This window comes from Citrobacter sp. MNAZ 1397 (assembly GCF_023613995.1).
GTDB classification, from domain to species: Bacteria; Pseudomonadota; Gammaproteobacteria; order Enterobacterales; family Enterobacteriaceae; genus Phytobacter; species Phytobacter ursingii.
This window is the reverse complement of record NZ_JAKIVH010000001.1, coordinates 1,018,488-1,036,465: the sequence shown is the minus strand read 5'-3', so window position 1 is coordinate 1,036,465 and position 17,978 is coordinate 1,018,488. Positions and strand designations below refer to the sequence as shown.

General features: G+C 52.1%; 17 protein-coding genes. 4 read left to right on the top strand and 13 right to left on the bottom strand.

What is annotated here, in order from left to right; translation table 11 throughout:
- The first annotated feature begins 12 nt into the window (after positions 1-12).
- Positions 13-1,425, top strand: coding sequence for a pyruvate kinase PykF (gene pykF / locus L2097_RS04750; RefSeq protein ID WP_047370016.1), 1,413 nt, complete (start codon positions 13-15; stop codon positions 1,423-1,425).
- A 308-nt stretch (positions 1,426-1,733) separates the two neighbouring features.
- Entirely contained in the window at positions 1,734-1,970 is a 237-nt protein-coding gene (locus tag L2097_RS04745) for a major outer membrane lipoprotein (protein ID WP_007374746.1), read from the top strand.
- Positions 1,971-2,035: 65 nt separating this feature from the next.
- Here L2097_RS04745 and ldtE read toward each other — a convergent pair whose 3' ends face one another.
- The 10 genes from ldtE to zinT all read right to left on the bottom strand — a co-directional run bounded on the left by ldtE (position 2,036) and on the right by zinT (position 11,480).
- On the bottom strand, positions 2,036-3,052 hold the full coding sequence (ldtE, locus tag L2097_RS04740) for a L,D-transpeptidase LdtE (protein WP_047370015.1): 1,017 nt from the start codon (positions 3,050-3,052) through the stop codon (positions 2,036-2,038).
- Positions 3,053-3,147: 95 nt separating this feature from the next.
- Complete coding sequence (gene sufE, locus L2097_RS04735) at positions 3,148-3,564, bottom strand: cysteine desulfuration protein SufE (protein WP_047370014.1); 417 nt, start codon at positions 3,562-3,564, stop codon at positions 3,148-3,150.
- A gap of 13 nt (positions 3,565-3,577) precedes the next feature.
- A complete protein-coding gene (sufS, locus tag L2097_RS04730) occupies positions 3,578-4,798 on the bottom strand; it encodes a cysteine desulfurase SufS (RefSeq protein ID WP_250352226.1) in 1,221 nt (406 codons plus the stop codon).
- Positions 4,795-6,066, bottom strand: a complete 1,272-nt coding sequence (gene sufD, locus L2097_RS04725) for a Fe-S cluster assembly protein SufD (protein ID WP_250352225.1) — start codon at positions 6,064-6,066, stop codon at positions 4,795-4,797. Before sufD ends, sufS begins: the two co-directional genes overlap by 4 nt.
- Positions 6,041-6,787 carry a Fe-S cluster assembly ATPase SufC gene (gene sufC, locus L2097_RS04720; RefSeq protein WP_047370011.1) on the bottom strand — a complete coding sequence of 249 codons (747 nt, stop codon included), beginning with the start codon at positions 6,785-6,787 and terminating at the stop codon, positions 6,041-6,043. Before sufC ends, sufD begins: the two co-directional genes overlap by 26 nt.
- Before the next feature lie 16 nt (positions 6,788-6,803).
- Positions 6,804-8,288: a Fe-S cluster assembly protein SufB gene (gene sufB, locus L2097_RS04715; protein ID WP_250352224.1), complete on the bottom strand. Its 1,485-nt coding sequence runs from the start codon at positions 8,286-8,288 to the stop codon at positions 6,804-6,806.
- An 8-nt stretch (positions 8,289-8,296) separates the two neighbouring features.
- Positions 8,297-8,665: a Fe-S cluster assembly scaffold SufA gene (gene sufA / locus L2097_RS04710; protein WP_250352223.1), complete on the bottom strand. Its 369-nt coding sequence runs from the start codon at positions 8,663-8,665 to the stop codon at positions 8,297-8,299.
- Between the two features lie 354 nt (positions 8,666-9,019).
- Positions 9,020-9,649 (bottom strand): histidine phosphatase family protein, encoded by a 630-nt coding sequence (locus L2097_RS04705; RefSeq protein ID WP_250352222.1) that lies wholly within the window; start codon positions 9,647-9,649, stop codon positions 9,020-9,022.
- Between the two features lie 426 nt (positions 9,650-10,075).
- Positions 10,076-10,714 carry a leucine efflux protein LeuE gene (leuE, locus tag L2097_RS04700; protein WP_047370007.1) on the bottom strand — a complete coding sequence of 213 codons (639 nt, stop codon included), beginning with the start codon at positions 10,712-10,714 and terminating at the stop codon, positions 10,076-10,078.
- Positions 10,715-10,829: 115 nt separating this feature from the next.
- Entirely contained in the window at positions 10,830-11,480 is a 651-nt protein-coding gene (zinT, locus tag L2097_RS04695; RefSeq protein WP_047370006.1) for a metal-binding protein ZinT, read from the bottom strand.
- Between the two features lie 187 nt (positions 11,481-11,667).
- Here zinT and L2097_RS04690 point away from each other — a divergent pair, with 187 nt between their 5' ends.
- Positions 11,668-11,877 carry a hypothetical protein gene (locus L2097_RS04690; protein ID WP_047370005.1) on the top strand — a complete coding sequence of 70 codons (210 nt, stop codon included), beginning with the start codon at positions 11,668-11,670 and terminating at the stop codon, positions 11,875-11,877.
- A gap of 182 nt (positions 11,878-12,059) precedes the next feature.
- Here L2097_RS04690 and lpxP read toward each other — a convergent pair whose 3' ends face one another.
- From lpxP to ydiJ, 3 genes are all read right to left on the bottom strand, one after another.
- Positions 12,060-12,977, bottom strand: a complete 918-nt coding sequence (gene lpxP, locus L2097_RS04685; protein ID WP_047370004.1) for a kdo(2)-lipid IV(A) palmitoleoyltransferase — start codon at positions 12,975-12,977, stop codon at positions 12,060-12,062.
- Between the two features lie 209 nt (positions 12,978-13,186).
- Positions 13,187-13,597 (bottom strand): 1,4-dihydroxy-2-naphthoyl-CoA hydrolase, encoded by a 411-nt coding sequence (menI, locus tag L2097_RS04680; RefSeq protein WP_047370003.1) that lies wholly within the window; start codon positions 13,595-13,597, stop codon positions 13,187-13,189.
- Positions 13,594-16,650 carry a D-2-hydroxyglutarate dehydrogenase YdiJ gene (gene ydiJ, locus L2097_RS04675; protein WP_250352221.1) on the bottom strand — a complete coding sequence of 1,019 codons (3,057 nt, stop codon included), beginning with the start codon at positions 16,648-16,650 and terminating at the stop codon, positions 13,594-13,596. The genes menI and ydiJ overlap by 4 nt, the downstream gene beginning before the upstream one ends.
- Positions 16,651-16,844: 194 nt before the next feature.
- Here ydiJ and ydiK point away from each other — a divergent pair, with 194 nt between their 5' ends.
- On the top strand, positions 16,845-17,957 hold the full coding sequence (gene ydiK / locus L2097_RS04670) for an AI-2E family transporter YdiK (RefSeq protein WP_250352220.1): 1,113 nt from the start codon (positions 16,845-16,847) through the stop codon (positions 17,955-17,957).
- The last annotated feature ends 21 nt before the right edge of the window (positions 17,958-17,978 follow it).

The following is a 17,978-nucleotide window of genomic DNA, read 5'->3' as shown; positions in this document are numbered from 1 at the left end:
ACTAAGACTGTCATGAAAAAGACCAAAATTGTTTGCACCATCGGTCCGAAAACCGAATCCGAAGAGATGTTAGCAAAAATGCTGGACGCAGGAATGAACGTAATGCGTCTGAATTTCTCTCACGGTGACTATGCTGAGCACGGCCAGCGCATCCAGAACCTGCGCAACGTAATGAGCAAAACCGGTAAAAAAGCGGCGATTCTGCTGGACACTAAAGGTCCGGAAATCCGCACAATCAAACTGGAAGGCGGTAACGATGTTTCGCTGAAAGCGGGCCAGACGTTCACCTTTACCACCGACAAAACAGTTATCGGCAACGCTGAAACGGTTGCAGTTACCTACGAAGGTTTCACCAGCGATCTGCAGGTTGGCAACACGGTGCTGGTTGACGATGGCCTGATCGGCATGGAAGTCACGGCGATTGAAGGCAACAAAGTCATCTGTAAAGTACTGAACAACGGTGACCTGGGCGAAAACAAAGGCGTGAACCTGCCTGGCGTTTCCATCGCTCTGCCGGCGCTGGCTGAAAAAGATAAACAAGACCTGATCTTCGGCTGCGAACAAGGCGTTGACTTTGTTGCTGCCTCTTTCATCCGCAAACGTTCTGATGTTGAAGAAATTCGTCAGCACCTGAAAGCGCACGGCGGCGAGAATATCCAGATCATCTCCAAAATCGAAAACCAGGAAGGCCTGAATAACTTCGACGAAATCCTCGAAGCGTCTGACGGCATCATGGTGGCTCGTGGCGACCTGGGCGTAGAAATTCCGGTTGAAGAAGTCATCTTCGCGCAGAAAATGATGATCGAGAAATGTATCCGCGCGCGCAAAGTGGTTATCACTGCGACCCAGATGCTGGACTCTATGATCAAGAACCCGCGTCCGACCCGTGCGGAAGCGGGCGACGTTGCCAACGCCATCCTTGACGGTACCGACGCCGTTATGCTGTCTGGTGAATCTGCGAAAGGTAAATACCCGCTGGAAGCGGTGACCATCATGGCCACCATCTGCGAACGTACCGATCGCGTCATGACCAGCCGTCTGGATTTCAACAACGACAGCCGTAAACTGCGCATCACCGAAGCGGTGTGCCGTGGTGCGGTTGAAACGGCTGAAAAACTGGATGCTCCGCTGATCGTGGTAGCAACCCAGGGCGGTAAATCTGCACGTGCTGTACGTAAATACTTCCCGGATGCCACCATCCTGGCGCTGACGACCAACGAAACGACCGCGCGTCAGCTGGTGCTGAGCAAAGGCGTTGTCGCACAACTGGTTGAAGAAATCGCTTCTACTGATGATTTCTACCGCCTGGGCAAAGAACTGGCCGTACAGAGCGGTCTGGCGCAGAAAGGCGACGTTGTCGTGATGGTTTCCGGCGCCCTGGTCTCCAGCGGCACGACCAACACAGCATCGGTACACGTCCTGTAATAATACCCGGACGAATATTCGTGTTTAAAAAAGCGCCTTCGGGCGCTTTTTTTATATATCAGAAATCGCCTCGAATAAAAAAGCAAATCGGATTTCACTATTTAAACTGCTTATTATCTAAGATGAATCCGATGGAAGCTTGCTGTTTTATCACACTTTTTTTAACGTTTTATTCAAAGTCGGTGTTTCTTTGAGCGAACGATCAAATTTAAGTGGATTCCCATCAAAAAAATATTCTCAACATAAAAAACTTTGTGTAATACTTGTAACGCTACATGGAGATTAACTCAATCTAGAGGGTATTTATAATGAATCGTACTAAACTGGTACTGGGCGCGGTAATCCTGGGTTCTACTCTGCTGGCTGGTTGCTCCAGCAACGCTAAAATCGATCAGCTGTCTTCTGACGTTCAGACTCTGAACGCTAAAGTTGACCAGCTGAGCAACGACGTGAACGCAATCCGTTCCGACGTTCAGGCTGCTAAAGACGACGCAGCTCGCGCTAACCAGCGTCTGGATAACCAGGCTCATTCTTACCGTAAGTAAGAGTACCTGTGATGAAATGGCGCACATTGTGCGCCATTTTTTTATCTGTGATTTACCTTCCCTGATTATTGCGTAACGGTCTTCCCGCCCTCCTCAGTATTCACTTCTGTATCAGCGCCGCGATTCTGCACTGACAGCACGCTCTGTGTTGTGACCTTTCCGCTCTGGTTGGCCGGTATTGCCACCGGATAACCCGCGCGACGGTATAATGCCTTGTCAATCAGCGCCCTGTCGCCACCGCCTTGCTCAATGGTACTCGCCAGGCTCATTGAGAACGCGATGGGCAGCCGTTGGGTGTCCTCACCGACGTTTTGTGATAACGGCCTGTGTACCTCGATATAGTGGCGTCCGTCCGGCTCCACAGCATATTTTACCGGCTCGTTAAGGATGGTTACCCGTGTACCGGTATTGACCTGCGAGAAGAGCGCCTGAATGTCTGCCGCATTCATCCGCATACACCCTGAACTCACACGCAGCCCTACGCTGTCAGGCGCGCTGGTACCATGTATGAGGTATTCGCCGTTTCCTATCCCCAAACGCAGCGCATAGCGTCCCAGAGGGTTATTTGGCCCTGCGGGTACCACAGGAGGCAATTCAATACCTTGCGCCAGAGAACGCGCACGGATGCCTGCGGTAGGTGTCCAGGTGGGATTGGGGATCTTCTGGCTAATACGGGTGGTTGTTACCGGTGTTTCAAGACCCTGTTGACCAATCCCCAGCGGGAAGACCTGAACGATGCCTTTACCTGGGGGATAATAGTAAAGCCGCAATTCGGCCAGATTAACGACAATCCCATCCCGTGGCGTATCCGGTAGCAGCATCTGTGACGGAATGGTCACGACCGTACCCGCTCTGGGTACCGGAGCAATAGTATTGTTGGCTTCAATAATCAGCATTGCCGCGGTGTCAAAATGCCGCGCAATGGCTTGCAGGTTTTTATCACTCTCCTGAACGGTATAGGTCTGGTTTTGACCGATAAGACGACTTCCGGCCGGCGGGAGCGGATAATCCACAGCCCAGGCCATCTGGATAGCGCTAAAAGCGCCAATAAGAGACAGTGTTATAGTAGACGCGCGTTTCATACTGAATGTCCTGTATCACGGCAAAGGCCGAAAGCTGAAAAACCAACGAGGCGCGCATGCACCTCGCGTAACAGGATGAAAGCTGTCTATTTAGTTTAGCTAATGTTGGCGGCTTTGGAACGGATTGCGCGAATCATTGCTTCAAGCCCCTGAGAACGGGAAGGCGTAAGGTGCTGAGTCAAAGACATCTTTTCAAACCACGGGCGCACATCGAACGCCACGATGTCCTGAGCAGTCATTTGTTGATAGAGAATGAACACGATGGCAATAAGCCCTTTAACGATGGCAGCATCGCTGTCGCCAGCCAGTTCTATCATGCCTTCATCATTACGGCGCATCACAATCCAGACCTGGCTCTGGCAGCCCTGAATAATGTTTTCCGGACTGTGCGCCTCGTCGCTAAGTGCTGGCAACCGCTGTCCCAGCTCAATGATGTACAGATACTTCTCTTCCCAGTTGGCGCAGCGCCCAAAATTGCGCAGCAGTTTGTCTCTGTCGGGTAAAACGGCCATGTTTGCCTCTCTGTTAACCCAGCAACTGATGAATACGTTTCAGGCCAGCCACCAGACGATCCACCTCTTCTTCCGTGTTATACATTACCAATGACGCACGACACATTGCCGGAACATGATAAAACTCCATCAATGGCATTGCGCAATGATGCCCTGTTCGCACGGCCACACCATAATTATCGAGGAAGCTTCCCACATCGTAGGCGTGATGTTTACCCAAATTAAAGGCAATCACCCCCAAACGCTCCTGAGGGCCATAAAGCGTTAAATCAGGCACATCCGCCAGCGCGTTCAGGGCATAACGCATCAACGTCTGTTCATACTGCGCAATCGCATCCAGCCCCAGTCCGCTGACGTAATCGATAGCCGCACCCAGCCCAATAATCCCTCCGGTATTCGGCGTGCCCGCTTCGAAGCGCCACGGCGCTTTGGCATAAGTGGTCCCTTCGGTAAGGCTCACGGTGGCAATCATAGCCCCCCCACCTTCCCACGGCGGCATAGCCTGCAGGATGTCTTCTTTAACATACAGCACGCCAATCCCCGTCGGCCCGTAGAGCTTATGACCGGAGAAGACATAGAAATCGCAATCCAGCGCCTGCACATCGACCGGGTGATGCATGATGGCCTGCGCGCCATCAATAAGCACTTTCGCGCCATGTTGATGCGCCAGGGCAATAATGTCCGCTACCGGATTTTCCGTTCCCAGCACATTGGAAACGTGAGTAATTGCCAATAAGCGCGTGCGCGCATCAAACAAGCCGGGCAGCGCCTCAAGCTGTAATGTCCCGTCGATATTAATCGGTATGACCCGCAACTCGGCACCAACGCGCTCACACAACATCTGCCAGGGCACGATATTCGCGTGATGCTCCATCGCGCTGATGATGATGTTGTCACCGGCATGTACCTGACTGGCGCCCCAACTATTGGCCACCAGATTGATGCCTTCGGTGGTGCCGCGCACGAAAACCAGTTCTTCCGGCAAGCGGGCGTTCAGAAAACCGGCGACCTGCGTGCGAACCAGTTCCATGCGCTGCGTCGCTTCAGCACTCAGGGTATGGATCCCCCGGTGCACCGCCGCATAACCGTGGCGAAAAAACTCCGCCTCGGCATCAATAACCTGATTGGGTTTTTGCGCGCTGGCGGCGCTGTCCAGATACGCCAGCGGTACCCCGTTAACTTCACGCGTCAGTATCGGAAAATCGGCGCGTACGTTATGAACGGAAAAACTCATGCTAAGCCTCCCGCAAGGCGTTCGCCAATGCGCGCCATCACCTGCTGCCTGAGCGCTTCGTCGCTGATAGCTTCGGTGAGCTCAGCGGCGAACGCGTAAATGATCATCTTTTGCGCCGCCTGCTGGTCAATGCCACGCGAACGCAGATAAAACACTTGTTCGTCGTCAATACGCCCGACCGTTGCGCCGTGGCTACATTTCACGTCATCAGCATAGATTTCCAGTTGCGGTTTGGTATCCACCTCCGCCAGTCGTCCCAGCAACAAATTATTGTTGGTCATCTGTCCGTCAGTTTTGATGGCGTGTTGCGCAACATTGATCAGGCCATTGAATACCGCACGGCCTTTATCACTCACGATCGTTTTGTGTAACTGCCGACTGTTGCAATAGCCTTTATTGTGCTCAAGCCAGGTCCGGGTATCACACACTTCTGATTTCACTGGCATCGCCAGGCTGTTCATGCGCAGGGTGGTATTTTCACCGTTGAGTTGAGTACTGGTATTGTGGCGCAACACGGCACCGCCCAGCAGGAAGCTATGGCTGTACGCTGCGGCATCGGCGCCAAGGCGTATGTCATTGTGGGCGAAGTGGTAACTTTCCGGGTTTTCAAACGCCAGTTTTACATGGTGCAACCGGGCGTTCGCCGCCACGTCCATGGTCAGCCGCGCGCCGGTGAAATGGCGATGGGCATTAAGGCTGACATAGTGTTCGTAAAGGGTCGCTTCGGCCCCTTCGGCCAGCGAGATGTGGTGGCGATAATGAGCCGTGTTCATCCCGGCTCCGGCCAGCCCCTGGGTGATATGCATCAGCAGCAGCGGTTTGGTCGCCCGCTGATTACGTCCGACGCTGATGTGAGTAATGCTTTGCGCCAGGCTTTCGGTTAAGTGTAAAAACACCTCCGGCTGTACCGGGGCCTGCAAAGACTGCCGGTCGTCGTTAATGGTCACGGTGAAACCAGAACCGGCAATATCGTCGCTGAGCGATGCATTGTAATAGCCATCCACAAATACCAGGCGTAGCGCATCGACCGGCAATGCGAGCGCATCACACTCTTGTACGCTCAATGCGCCCGCCGTGGTAACAAACTGGCTATTTAACAAACCATCGAGCGGCGTGTATTTCCAGTTTTCGTGCTTGCGCGTCGGCAGACCTAAACGCAGCATTTGTTGCAGATGCTGCTGCGCCTGCTCTGAGCGTGCCCCGCCTTGTTGTTCAAACAGATGATGCCACTGTTGCAGCGCGTTACTGCTGTTCTGTAAGCCAGCCATAACCTTGCTCCTCCAGTTGCTTAACCAGCGTGAAATCACCGGATTTCACAATGCGCCCCTGATACAGCACGTGGACATAGTCCGGTTTGATGTAATCCAGGATCCGCTGATAGTGCGTCACAATGATGAAAGAACGCTTATCGTCGCGCAGCGCGTTAACGCCGTCGGCAACGATTTTGAGCGCGTCAATATCAAGCCCTGAGTCAGTTTCATCCAGGATACATAAATCAGGTTCCAGCACGGCCATTTGCAGGATGTCGTTACGCTTCTTCTCGCCACCGGAGAAGCCCACGTTAACCGAGCGGGTCAGCAGGTCTTCCGGCATCTTCAGTAGCTTGATTTTGTCTTCCATCAGGTCCTGAAAATCAAAGCGGTCCAGTTCGTCCTGCTCACGGTATTTGCGCACGGCGTTGAGTGCCGTTTGCAGGAAAAATTGATTACTGACCCCGGGAATTTCAACCGGATACTGGAAGGCCATAAACACCCCTTCCCCGGCTCTGTCTTCCGGAGAAAGTTCCAGCAAATCTTTACCTTTGTACTCGACGCTACCGCCGGTGACTTCGTAATCTTCACGTCCTGCCAGCGTTGCAGATAGCGTACTTTTACCGGAGCCGTTGGGCCCCATAATCGCGTGCACTTCCCCCGGACGCACATCCAGGCTCAGGCCACGCAGAATCTCTTTATCTTCAACGCTTACCTGCAGGTCTTTAATACGTAACATGTTTATTCCTTCATTCTTAACCGACGCTGTGTTCGAGACTAATAGCCAGCAATTTTTGTGCTTCAACGGCAAACTCCAGCGGCAACTCGGAGAACACGTCTTTACAGAATCCATTAACAATCATTGAAATGGCGTCATCTTCGCTGATACCGCGTTGCAGGCAGTAGAACAACTGATCCTCCCCAATGCGTGAAGTCGTGGCTTCATGCTCCAGCTGCGCACTGTTATTGCGGCACTCCACATAGGGGAAGGTATGCGCCCCACAATCCGGGCCTATCAGCATGGAGTCGCATTGGGTGAAATTACGCGCGTTGGTGGCGCTCGGCATGATTTTCACCAGCCCGCGATAGCTGTTCTGGCTGTGCCCGGCCGAGATCCCTTTCGAGATAATGGTCGATTTTGTGTTTTTGCCGATGTGAATCATTTTGGTGCCGGTATCTGCCTGCTGATGCCCGCTGGTCAGTGCCACGGAGAAGAACTCACCGATGGAGTTATCGCCGCGCAGGATGCAACTGGGGTATTTCCAGGTGATAGCTGAACCCGTCTCCGACTGCGTCCAGGACATTTTACTGTTCTCGCCTTCGCACAGCGCACGCTTGGTCACGAAGTTGAGGATCCCGCCAGTGTTGTTATCCCCGGGGAACCAGTTCTGCACGGTAGAGTATTTTACTTCTGCATCTTTATGGATGATGACTTCCACCACGGCAGCATGAAGCTGGTAGCTGTCGCGTACTGGCGCGGAGCAACCTTCGATATAGCTAACGTAGCTGCCTTCATCCGCTATCAGAATGGTACGTTCGAATTGCCCGGTTTTTTCGGCATTGATGCGAAAATAGGTCGACAACTCCATCGGGCAACGCACCCCTTTCGGGATGTAGATAAACGTACCGTCAGAGGCGACAGCCGCATTCAACGCCGCAAAGAAGTTGTCGTTGGAGGGCACGACGGTACCCAGGTATTTTTTCACCAGTTCCGGATGGTCGTGAATGGCCTCGCCAAACGAGCAAAAAATAATCCCCTGTTCGGAAAGTTTTTCCCGGTAGGTGGTGGCCACAGATACGGAGTCAAAAATGGCGTCGACCGCCACTTCACGCCCTTCACGGACCGGCACGCCAAGTTGATTGAATGCCGCTTCCACTTCGTCAGTCAGAAACGCATTCGCGCCAGTTTGCTGTACCGCCCCCGGTTGCGAGGCAAAAGTATCATCACAGCTTCCGCAGGATGGCGCGGAGTAATAGCTATAGTCCTGATAATCGAGTTTCGCATAATGGGCTTTCAGCCAGTGAGGCTCTTCCATCTCAAGCCAGGCGCGAAACGCGCTCAGGCGAAATTCCAGCATCCATTCCGGCTCGTTACGTTTGGCCGAAATCGCGCGCACGACATCTTCATTAATGCCCTTCGCCAGTTCGTCAGTGGTTAACCGGGTAAAAAAGCCCTCTTTATAGTTGAGGTTTCCGGTCCAGGTTTTGACATCGTCTGTTGCTTCAGTATTACGAGACATAGTACCGCCTATACCCCAAAGCTTTCGCCACAGCCACATTCGTTCTGGGCTTTCGGGTTATGAAATTTGAATAACTGGTTTAATCCTTCGCGCACATAGTCCACTTCGGTGCCATCAATAAATGGCATCGCGCCGAGCGGCACGTACAATCTTGCGCCATCTTTTTCAAAAAGCAGGTCGTCTTTATCCGGTTGCGTGACGGTATCCAGCACATAGCCAAAACCTGCACAGCCGGTTTGTTTAATCCCCAGCCGGACCCCCAACAGGTCGGGTTGCTTACGGGTTAATGCGCGAATGTGTTCTGCAGCGGCAGGCGTCATCGTTAGCCCGCGCCAGGCAAAGTCAGCCGGGTCGAACGTCTCTGATTGCGATTCCATAGGTCTACCTCACGTCATAAATCCTGAAAGACATAACACTATGTTAGTGATAATGATTATCACTTCAACCTCTATTCCGAAGGGTTATTCGTGTCCTGCCCGTTTTTTAAGCACATGGTATAAGCATAGACTCTATGCGAAGGCTTTACAGAGAAGTGAAAGATTGTTTAATGATTTGATAAATAATAGCTATTTTCGCCAGCGAGTATGGCGCGCCTGCGTCAGGAAAAGATGTATAGGTAATACCTATTTTTGAGATAGGGAGCAAAAAGAGGAATTCCGAAAATTTTTCCTGATATCAAAAAGTTAACTTCATCACAAAACGGAATATCAAGAAGATACGTAACACTCGGTCTACAGCGAATCGAACCCAGGTGGCGTCCGTCGGGAAAAGAGATGGGTCGACATTCCCCATTTTTCTACCGCGAGTCCTTTTTCCGTACAAGCGAGAATAGAATACGCGCCATTCAAATGCGCATATCGGTCAAAATTTTCGGGATTATTATCTATCAGCGTACTGATAACCGACTGGATAACGTGCCCGTGGGAAACGACGCACACATTGCCCTCGAAAACCGACAAACCGGACAGTGCGGTCAGGACTCTTCGGGTAGCCTCCTCTGGCGTCTCTCCATTTTGCGGTCTGATACCCGGAGTGCCGGAAAGAACCATCGCAGCGTGCGTGCGCTCTTTTTCTGTTAATTCGTCAATACGTTTCCCTTCTAAATCGCCGAAATGACGTTCAACAAAGGCAGGATCGAGTTGAAGCGGGCTATCGAGCCAGGACGCGATTTGCCCGGCAGCGGTTACCGATCTTCCCAAAGGCGAAGCAACGACAAGGCCAATAGATTTGTCTATCAGATCCCGACACAGTGCAGTGATCTGTCTGGTGCCTTGCCCGGTAACCGGGCTGTCCAGATGCCCCTGAATTCTGTTTTCAACATTCCAGACGGTTTCACCATGCCGGACCAGATAAATTTTCATCACACACACCGCATAAGAGTTATGTTCAGGTAGACGACACCGTTATTTCATCAATACTCGCAGTAAATACATCACTATGTCCATCACCCGCACAGACAAAACAAGACACTGTTATGCCTGTATTTCATACGCGAATTGAATGCATTGTACAGGTCCTATAATGGTAAAATGTATCAACAGTGTCTCTACCCAAAGTGGCCGTCATTATGCGTTGGTTCCTGGGCATTCTTGCCGTTGTCATCATCCTCGCTGTCCTCGTTATCCGCTCCCGATTAAAAGATACTGATGACGATTATTAACCTTGCCGTCGCATCAGAAAAAGTGGGTTCGAAGAAAAAAGGCGCGGGAGTGTGTCTGGATATTGCAGGCTAAGTGTAGCGACTCAACGTTGCGATAAGGCCCGTTAAACACAGGCCTCAGCGCTATTCAGGATTGCAGCGTTGCCAGTCGGGCGGCAAAACCGACAAAAATAAGACCAATGAGAGAGTTACCGAGTTTTGCGAGACGTTTTTTCGTTTTCACAAACTGTGTCACATAGGACCCGGATATGATCAGGAAACTGAAATAACAGACGCTTATTAATTCCAGCGTACTGGCAAGAATAAAGAACGCCATTCCTGTATTGGTATAATGAACGTCGATAAACTGCACGAAAAACGATACGTAAAACAGAATCGCTTTCGGATTGGTAAGACTCAATACCAGCGAACGTTTGAAAATATCGCCCCTGTGCTCCTCATGCTCATTCACGCTTTTACCCTTACGAAAAAACGTACTGTAGAGCATTTTTACACCCAACCAGAGCAGATAAAACGCACCAAGATAGCGGACGAGATTGAACAATACCGGCGTTGTTTTGATAAGTGTCGCCACCCCCATATAGGCCAGAAACATCAATACCGCATCACCGATAAATACGCCCGCCGCAGCGACATAGCCATTTTTCAACCCACCTGCCACGCTGGTTTTAAGCACAAAGAATGTATTGGGGCCAGGTACTAAGATAATGAAAATCGCCCCGATGAAATAGGACCAGAAACTGATAACACCATATTCGGCAAACACATTGCCTCCTGCAAATACCGTTAAACCGATGAGCGGCATATGCTACAAGAGCTGGCAGCGAAACTAAAGCGCAGGGAGGCACAAAAGGCCCGCAGAAGCGGGCACAGATATTCAATTAGTGGTGAAGCATCTCATCAACAATCTGATCTTTTTTAAGCTGATAAGGATAATAGGTTGGCCAGTTGTCCATCTCTGCCAGCAGCGCCTCCTGAGAGGCATTCCCCATAAAGATATGGAAATGTGCGGAGGTACGCGGGGCGATGATGTGGTCGCTGAATTGCACATATCGTGGCGCCTTACTGCTGGCATCTTTACATTCAAACAGGTATCGCACCCCCTTCTTACCGGAAGAATAGGTAAGAATTTTATGCCCGGCGTAATCATATTTACAGGCACTGACCTTGTCGCCGATGTGGAATTCGATCACACCCTTTTCAATACCGATCGTATCAATATCGGTGGCATATCCCTTTCGGTAGTACGCTTTAATTTCATCGAACGATTTACTCTTTTCTTTTTCTGCTTTTTCCCGCAATACCGGGTCCAGATCGCCGTTTTGCAGGTAAGGATAAAGAGACTGCCACATACCGTCCCAGTCGCTCAGCTTCCTGTCCTTGACATCGCTGTCGTTAAATTCGCCGTTCGCCGCTTTCTTCTCTATGTCGCTTAGCGGCTTTCCGTGCGAATGATGGCCATGAGAAAATGCGCTTGCACTCACTAGAAGAGTTCCCAGAACTACCGTTGTTTTTGCAAAATGACTGACCAAAATCCGTCCCTCGGTTTACGAAAAGAAATAATGTTATGTTATAATATAACATTATTCAAGATGTAAAATTTCCCGGTGAACGTTACGTGCTCCCCCCTGCTTAACGGATGCAAATTTCGCCATTGCCTGCTATAAACCAATGGTCAGGTTTTAACCATTTCGCCATCATTTCTGAGGTTTTTATATCATGTCGATAGCCAAAGCACACAGCTTAAAGCAAGTTTATCAGATGCTTAACTCAGGGAAATACAGTGAAATCGAACTGGCGTTCGATGTAGACGCAGACGCGTTTTTCCAGCTCTCAACCGAATACTGTGATGACGGCGCGAAAATTACCCGCCATGAAAATCACTTCGTCATCAAGCTTAAAGGGCTGGCGATCCCGGCGCTCGATTAATACGCCCCTGAAGCGAAATCGCTGACGTCTGGTGAAGGTGCATTGCACTGCCGCGTAAACAACGTCGACAGGTCTACAGGTCGTAGACATGGTTTGATTTGGCCTATCGTCAGGAGAAAAATCTGACGGTGCCTTTCTTGCAGGCTGGTATCCGGTCGGCTGAGCGCCGACCGGGATAATCATTACAGGTACAGCGATGCTTCTCCCGGCGGACGCGTTTTGAAGCGACGATGGATCCACAGATACTGTTCCGGCGCGCGCAGAATCTCACGCTCAATGACTTTATTGATATAACTGGCGGCCTCGTGCTCATCTTTCGCCGGGTAGTCGGTCATCGCCTTACCGATATGCAGCGAATAACCTGAGCGATCCGCTTTACGCACCATGGTAACCGTCAGCATTGAAGCCCCGGAAAGGCGGGATAAGACATAAGTGCCGTTGGTGGTTGCCGCATTCTCGACAGAGAAAAATGGCGCAAAGGTGCTGCCTTTACTGCCGTAATCCTGATCGGGGGCAAACCAGACGGCCTCGCCTTTTTTCAGCTCGCTCACCAGTCCTTTCAGATTACGTCTGTCGATCATTGATTTATTGGAACGCATCCGGCCTCGCGTCTGCACCCACTCCATCAATTCACTGTTATGCTGACGGTATGTCGCCATCATCGGCTGACATAACCCCATTACGCGGCCGCCGAGCTCCAGCGACATAAAATGGACACCGACGACCATTACGCCGCGTTGGCTCGCCTGTGCGGTAACAAGATTCTGGTAGCCTTCAACATCGAACCAGCGGCGCACACGGCTATCAGGCCAGAACCAGGCCATACCCGTTTCAAATAGCGCCATGCCGAGCGACATGAAGTTTTTCTCAATCATCGCTTCGCGAAGTTCGTCGTCCATATTGGGGAAGCAAAGTTCCAGATTGCGGCGGGCAATACGTTCGCGACGCTTAAGAAAAGGACGGGCGAGTTTCCCGAGCGTTTCCCCAAGCTGAGAGAGAAGAGGATAAGGCAGTTGAACGAGCAACCAGAGCAGGCCAAGCCCGGCCCATGTGCCCCAATGGCGCGGGTGTAAAAACGCCCTTTTAAACGGTGAGTGCATTGTTGTTACCTGTAAGCCTGTAGGGAGTAGCGCTTAAGGAAACAACGAATCACTTCATTAGGTCTTTATGCGTTACAGCGTCTGGCTTCGATGACCATCGAAGCGGTTTTCAAACGCGCCCAATATAGCACGAATGGATAAGTCTGAATGTGAAAATGAATGAAGAAAATATGAATTTTTGCGACAGGTTTCCCTGTCGCAAATTTATCTCAGATGACTGCAGTCGTGAGGCGCGATGAGCAGCATAATTTATCCTGCTCATCGTAAATATCGATTTGCCATACCTGATGGCGACTGCCGGTATGCAGTGCGCGACAGACACCGCGCACACGCCCGCTACGTGCAGAACGGATATGGTTGGCATTCACCTCCACACCCACCACTTTGCGCTCCCCTTCGGTACATAAATACCCGGCGACGGAACCGAGCGATTCCGCCAGCACCACGGAGGCTCCGCCATGCAGCAAACCAAACGGCTGATGTGTACGGCTATCAACCGGCATTGTCGCTTCCAGCGCATCGTCATGAATTGCAATAAAGCGAATATCCAGCAGACCCAGCATATTCCCCTCGCCCATCGCATTGAGCACGTCAAGGGTCACCTCACGTTTCCAGATCATCCCATAATCTCCAGTAGCGCCTGTAGCGGGTGGCGCACGCCATTTCCTTCCACGCGCTTCACCTGACTGCGGCAAGAGTAACCTGTCGCCAGACAGCGGCTACGCGGTAGACGTTGCAGCGCCTGATGCCAGGACAACTCGTAAATCCCCAACGAGTTAGCGTGGTTCTTGACTTCATGTCCATAGGTTCCTGCCATACCGCAGCAACCTACGCTGACATTTTCCAGTTTCGCGCCCAGACGGGCAAAAATGGAGGTCCATTGCGAAACAGAAGCAGGTAACGCAGTCACCTCAGTACAGTGACCAAAAAGATACCAGGGTTCACCGCTGATAGTGCGATTCTCACGCCCTTCCAGTGCGGCAGGCAACCATTCATGTACTAACATGACATGAAAATCGCCGCGCTTCTCGCCGAGCGTCTGCTTGTATTCATCACGGTAGCAGAGCACCAGCGCCGGGTCGACGCCCACCATCGGCATTCCGAGTTGCGCAACACGGTTAAGGAAATCCGACGTTTTTTGCGCTGTTTTCGCAAAACGTTGCAGGAAGCCTTTGATATGCTGCGCTTTGCCATTAGGCGAAAAGGGCAGCACAACGGGCTGGTAGCCCAGTTTTTCAACCAGGCGAACGAAATCCGCCACCACTTGCGCATCGTAGTAACTGGTGAACGGATCCTGCACCACCAGCACCGTGGTGGCTTTCTGCGCATCGCTCAGCGTTTCAAGCTGCTCCAGCGTCAGGTTCGCCGAACGGTGCCCCATCATCTGTCGCTGTAAAGAGGGAACAGACAATAGCGGCAGATCCACCATGCCGATATGTTTTTGCGAAAGCGAACGCACCCACGGCTGGCCCATGAAGAAATTGAACGTTTTTGGCGCACGTGCCATCAGCGGTGCGTAGCTTTCCACGGTCGCGACCAGATGATCGCGCATCGGACGCAGGTAACGCGTGTGGTAAAGCTGCAGAAAGCGCGAGCGGAATTCCGGCACATCTATCTTAATCGGACACTGAGTCGAGCAGGCTTTACAGGCCAGACACCCCGACATGGCCTCTTTCACTTCATGTGAAAAATCATACTCGCCGTGACGCGCGTGCCAACTGTTGCGGGTACGCTCAATGAGCGAACGCAGGCTGGCACGCTTTTCCGGCATCTCTTTTTCCAGCTTCACCGGGTCGATACCGCGATCGGCCAGCAGACGCAGCCACTCACGGACCAGCGTGGCGCGGCCTTTCGGCGAATGAATACGATCTCCGGAAATTTTCATCGACGGGCACATGGGACTTTTGGCATCAAAGTTAAAGCACAGACCGTTGCCATTGCACTCCATCGCGCCGCGCCAGGAGGAACGCACAGCAATCGGAATTTGTCGGTCGAAGCTGCCACGTTTGACGTCATCCACCTGCTTCATCGGCGCATCTATCCCCTCAGGCGGACAGATTTTGCCTGGGTTGAGGCGGTTTGCCGGATCAAACGCGGCTTTCACTTTGCGCAGCTCCGCATACAGTTCCGCGCCAAAGAACGCCGGACTGTATTCGGCACGGAAACCTTTACCGTGCTCACCCCACAGTAAGCCACCGTATTTCGCCGTCAATGCCACCACATCATCGGAGATTTTCTTCATCAAAACCTCCTGCTGCGGGTCGCACATGTCGAGCGCCGGACGCACGTGCAGTACGCCCGCGTCCACATGACCAAACATGCCGTAGCTCAACCCATGGCTGTCAAGCAGTGCGCGAAACTCGACAATATAATCTGCAAGGTGTTCCGGCGGCACGCAGGTATCTTCGGCAAAGGGAATCGGTTTTGCCGCCCCTTTTGCATTACCCAGCAGGCCGACGGCTTTTTTACGCATCGCGTAGATACGCTCAATGCCGGTCAGATCGTCGCAAATTTGCCAGCCGATCACCCCACCAGCCCCTTCTGCCATCAGCGCATCAAGGCGGGCGCAAAGAGAAGTGACCTGCTCAGCGATCAATGCTTCGTCATCGCCGGCGAATTCAACGATATTCAGACCCAGCATGGTCTTATCCGGCACATCGGTGATGAGTTCGTTTACGGAGTGCCAGATAATATCTTCACGTGCCAGATTGAGAACTTTTGAATCCACCGTTTCGACCGACAGCGCGCGTGCTTCCACCATAAACGGCGCATTACGTAGCGCAGAGTCGAATGAATCATATTTCACATTCACCAGGCGACGCACTTTCGGCAGACGGGTAATATCCAGACGCGCTTCGGTGATGAATGCCAGCGTTCCCTCAGACCCGGTCAACACGCGGGTCAGGTCAAACTCGGTCATCTCATCATTGAAGACATGGCGTAGGTCATAACCCGTGAGGAAACGGTTTAGTTTAGGGAATTTGTCGATAATCAGTTGACGGTTATCCCGACAACGCTCATATACGGTGCGGTAGATGCGCCCCACCGCCGTATTCGCTTTCCCAAGCGTCTGCGCCAGTTCGACGGGCACCGGCTGAGTGTCAAGAATATCGCCGCCGAGCAACACGGCCCGTACGCCCAGCACATGGTCGGACGTTTTTCCGTAGACCAGTGACCCCTGACCGGAAGCGTCGGTATTGATCATGCCACCGAGCGTTGCGCGGTTACTGGTGGACAGCTCCGGCGCAAAGAAATAGCCGTACGGTTTAAGAAACTGGTTTAGCTGATCTTTAATGACCCCCGCCTCAACCCGCACCCATCCTTCCTCAGGATTAATTTCCATAATGCGGTTCATATAACGGGACATATCAACGATGATGCCCTGGTTCAGCGCCTGGCCGTTTGTGCCGGTGCCACCGCCCCGCGGTGTGAAGACCAGCGACTGAAAACGCGTTTCCGCCGCGAGGCGCGAAATTAAGGCGACATCAGAGGTGGAACGGGGAAAGACGACTGCATCGGGTAGCAATTGGTAGATACTGTTGTCGGTCGCCATGGTCAGCCTGTCGGCATAACTTGTGGCGGTATCGCCGGTAAAACCTTGTTGCTCCAGTGCCTGTAAAAAATTCAGCACCAGTTGAACGACGCCCGGTGCCTGAGAAATCTGTGGGATCATTACTCTTGACCCTGCCTGACTGTTAGTAGTTGTGAATAGTTAATCGTTTGCTTGCAGCATCCATCGTTGTATCACATTTTTTTCTTATACGCCCACCAGAATTACGGGCAGAATCAGACTGTCAAAAATCGCTGAAATCATTAATCATTATCGTTACTGATTCCGCATCCTCCTATTAAAGGTGATTACGTTTTATGGCCTTTCAATCGCAGTTCAGGGATGTACCGCAGGTGATGCTGTCGGTACTGTTTTTAGCCCTTATGATCATCGCCTGTTTGTGGATCGTTCAGCCTTTTATTCTTGGTTTCGCCTGGGCTGGTACCGTGGTCATCGCCACCTGGCCGGTACTTTTGCGCGTTCAACGGGTACTGTTTGGCCGCCGCTCACTGGCGGTCATCGTGATGACGTTATTATTGATTCTGTTATTTATTCTTCCGGTAGCGCTGCTGGTTAATAGCCTCGTGGATAACAGTGGCCCGGTCATTCAGGCCATTACGTCGGGTGAAATGACGCCACCGACCCTGGAGTGGCTCCATAGCATTCCGCTGATTGGAGACAAGTTATACAGCGGCTGGCATAACCTCCTGGATATGGGCGGCAGCGCGATACTTGCTAAAGTCCGCCCTTATGTCGGCACGACCACCACCTGGTTTGTCGGTCAGGCTGCGCATATTGGACGCTTTATGCTGCACTGTGCCCTGATGCTGCTGTTTAGCGCCCTGCTGTACTGGCGCGGTGAGCAAGTTGCACAGGGGATTCGCCATTTTGCCTATCGTCTGGCGGCCAAACGCGGCGATGCCGCCGTTCTGTTGGCTGGCCAGGCCATCCGCGCCGTGGCGCTCGGCGTGGTCGTCACGGCGCTGGTGCAGGCGGTTCTGGGAGGGATTGGCCTGGCGGTAACGGGTGTGCCATACGCCACGTTATTCACAGTCATTATGTTAATGACATGCCTGGTACAACTGGGGCCACTGGTCGTGCTGGTGCCTGCAATTATCTGGCTCTACTGGAGTGGCGACTCGACCTGGGGCACGGTATTGCTGGTCTGGAGCTGCGTCGTTGGTACGCTGGACAACTTTATCCGTCCAATGCTGATTCGTATGGGAGCCGACTTGCCGATGATTCTGATTCTTTCCGGAGTTATTGGCGGTCTGGTAGCCTTCGGGATGATCGGATTGTTTATCGGTCCGGTATTACTGGCCGTTTCATGGCGACTCTTTTCCGCCTGGGTTAATGAAGCCCCGATGCCCGGGCCCGAAGAAAATGATGCGCTGAAAGATAAACAGAGCGCTGAGGATACCCGTATCTGATATGCCCGTGAATATGATTAT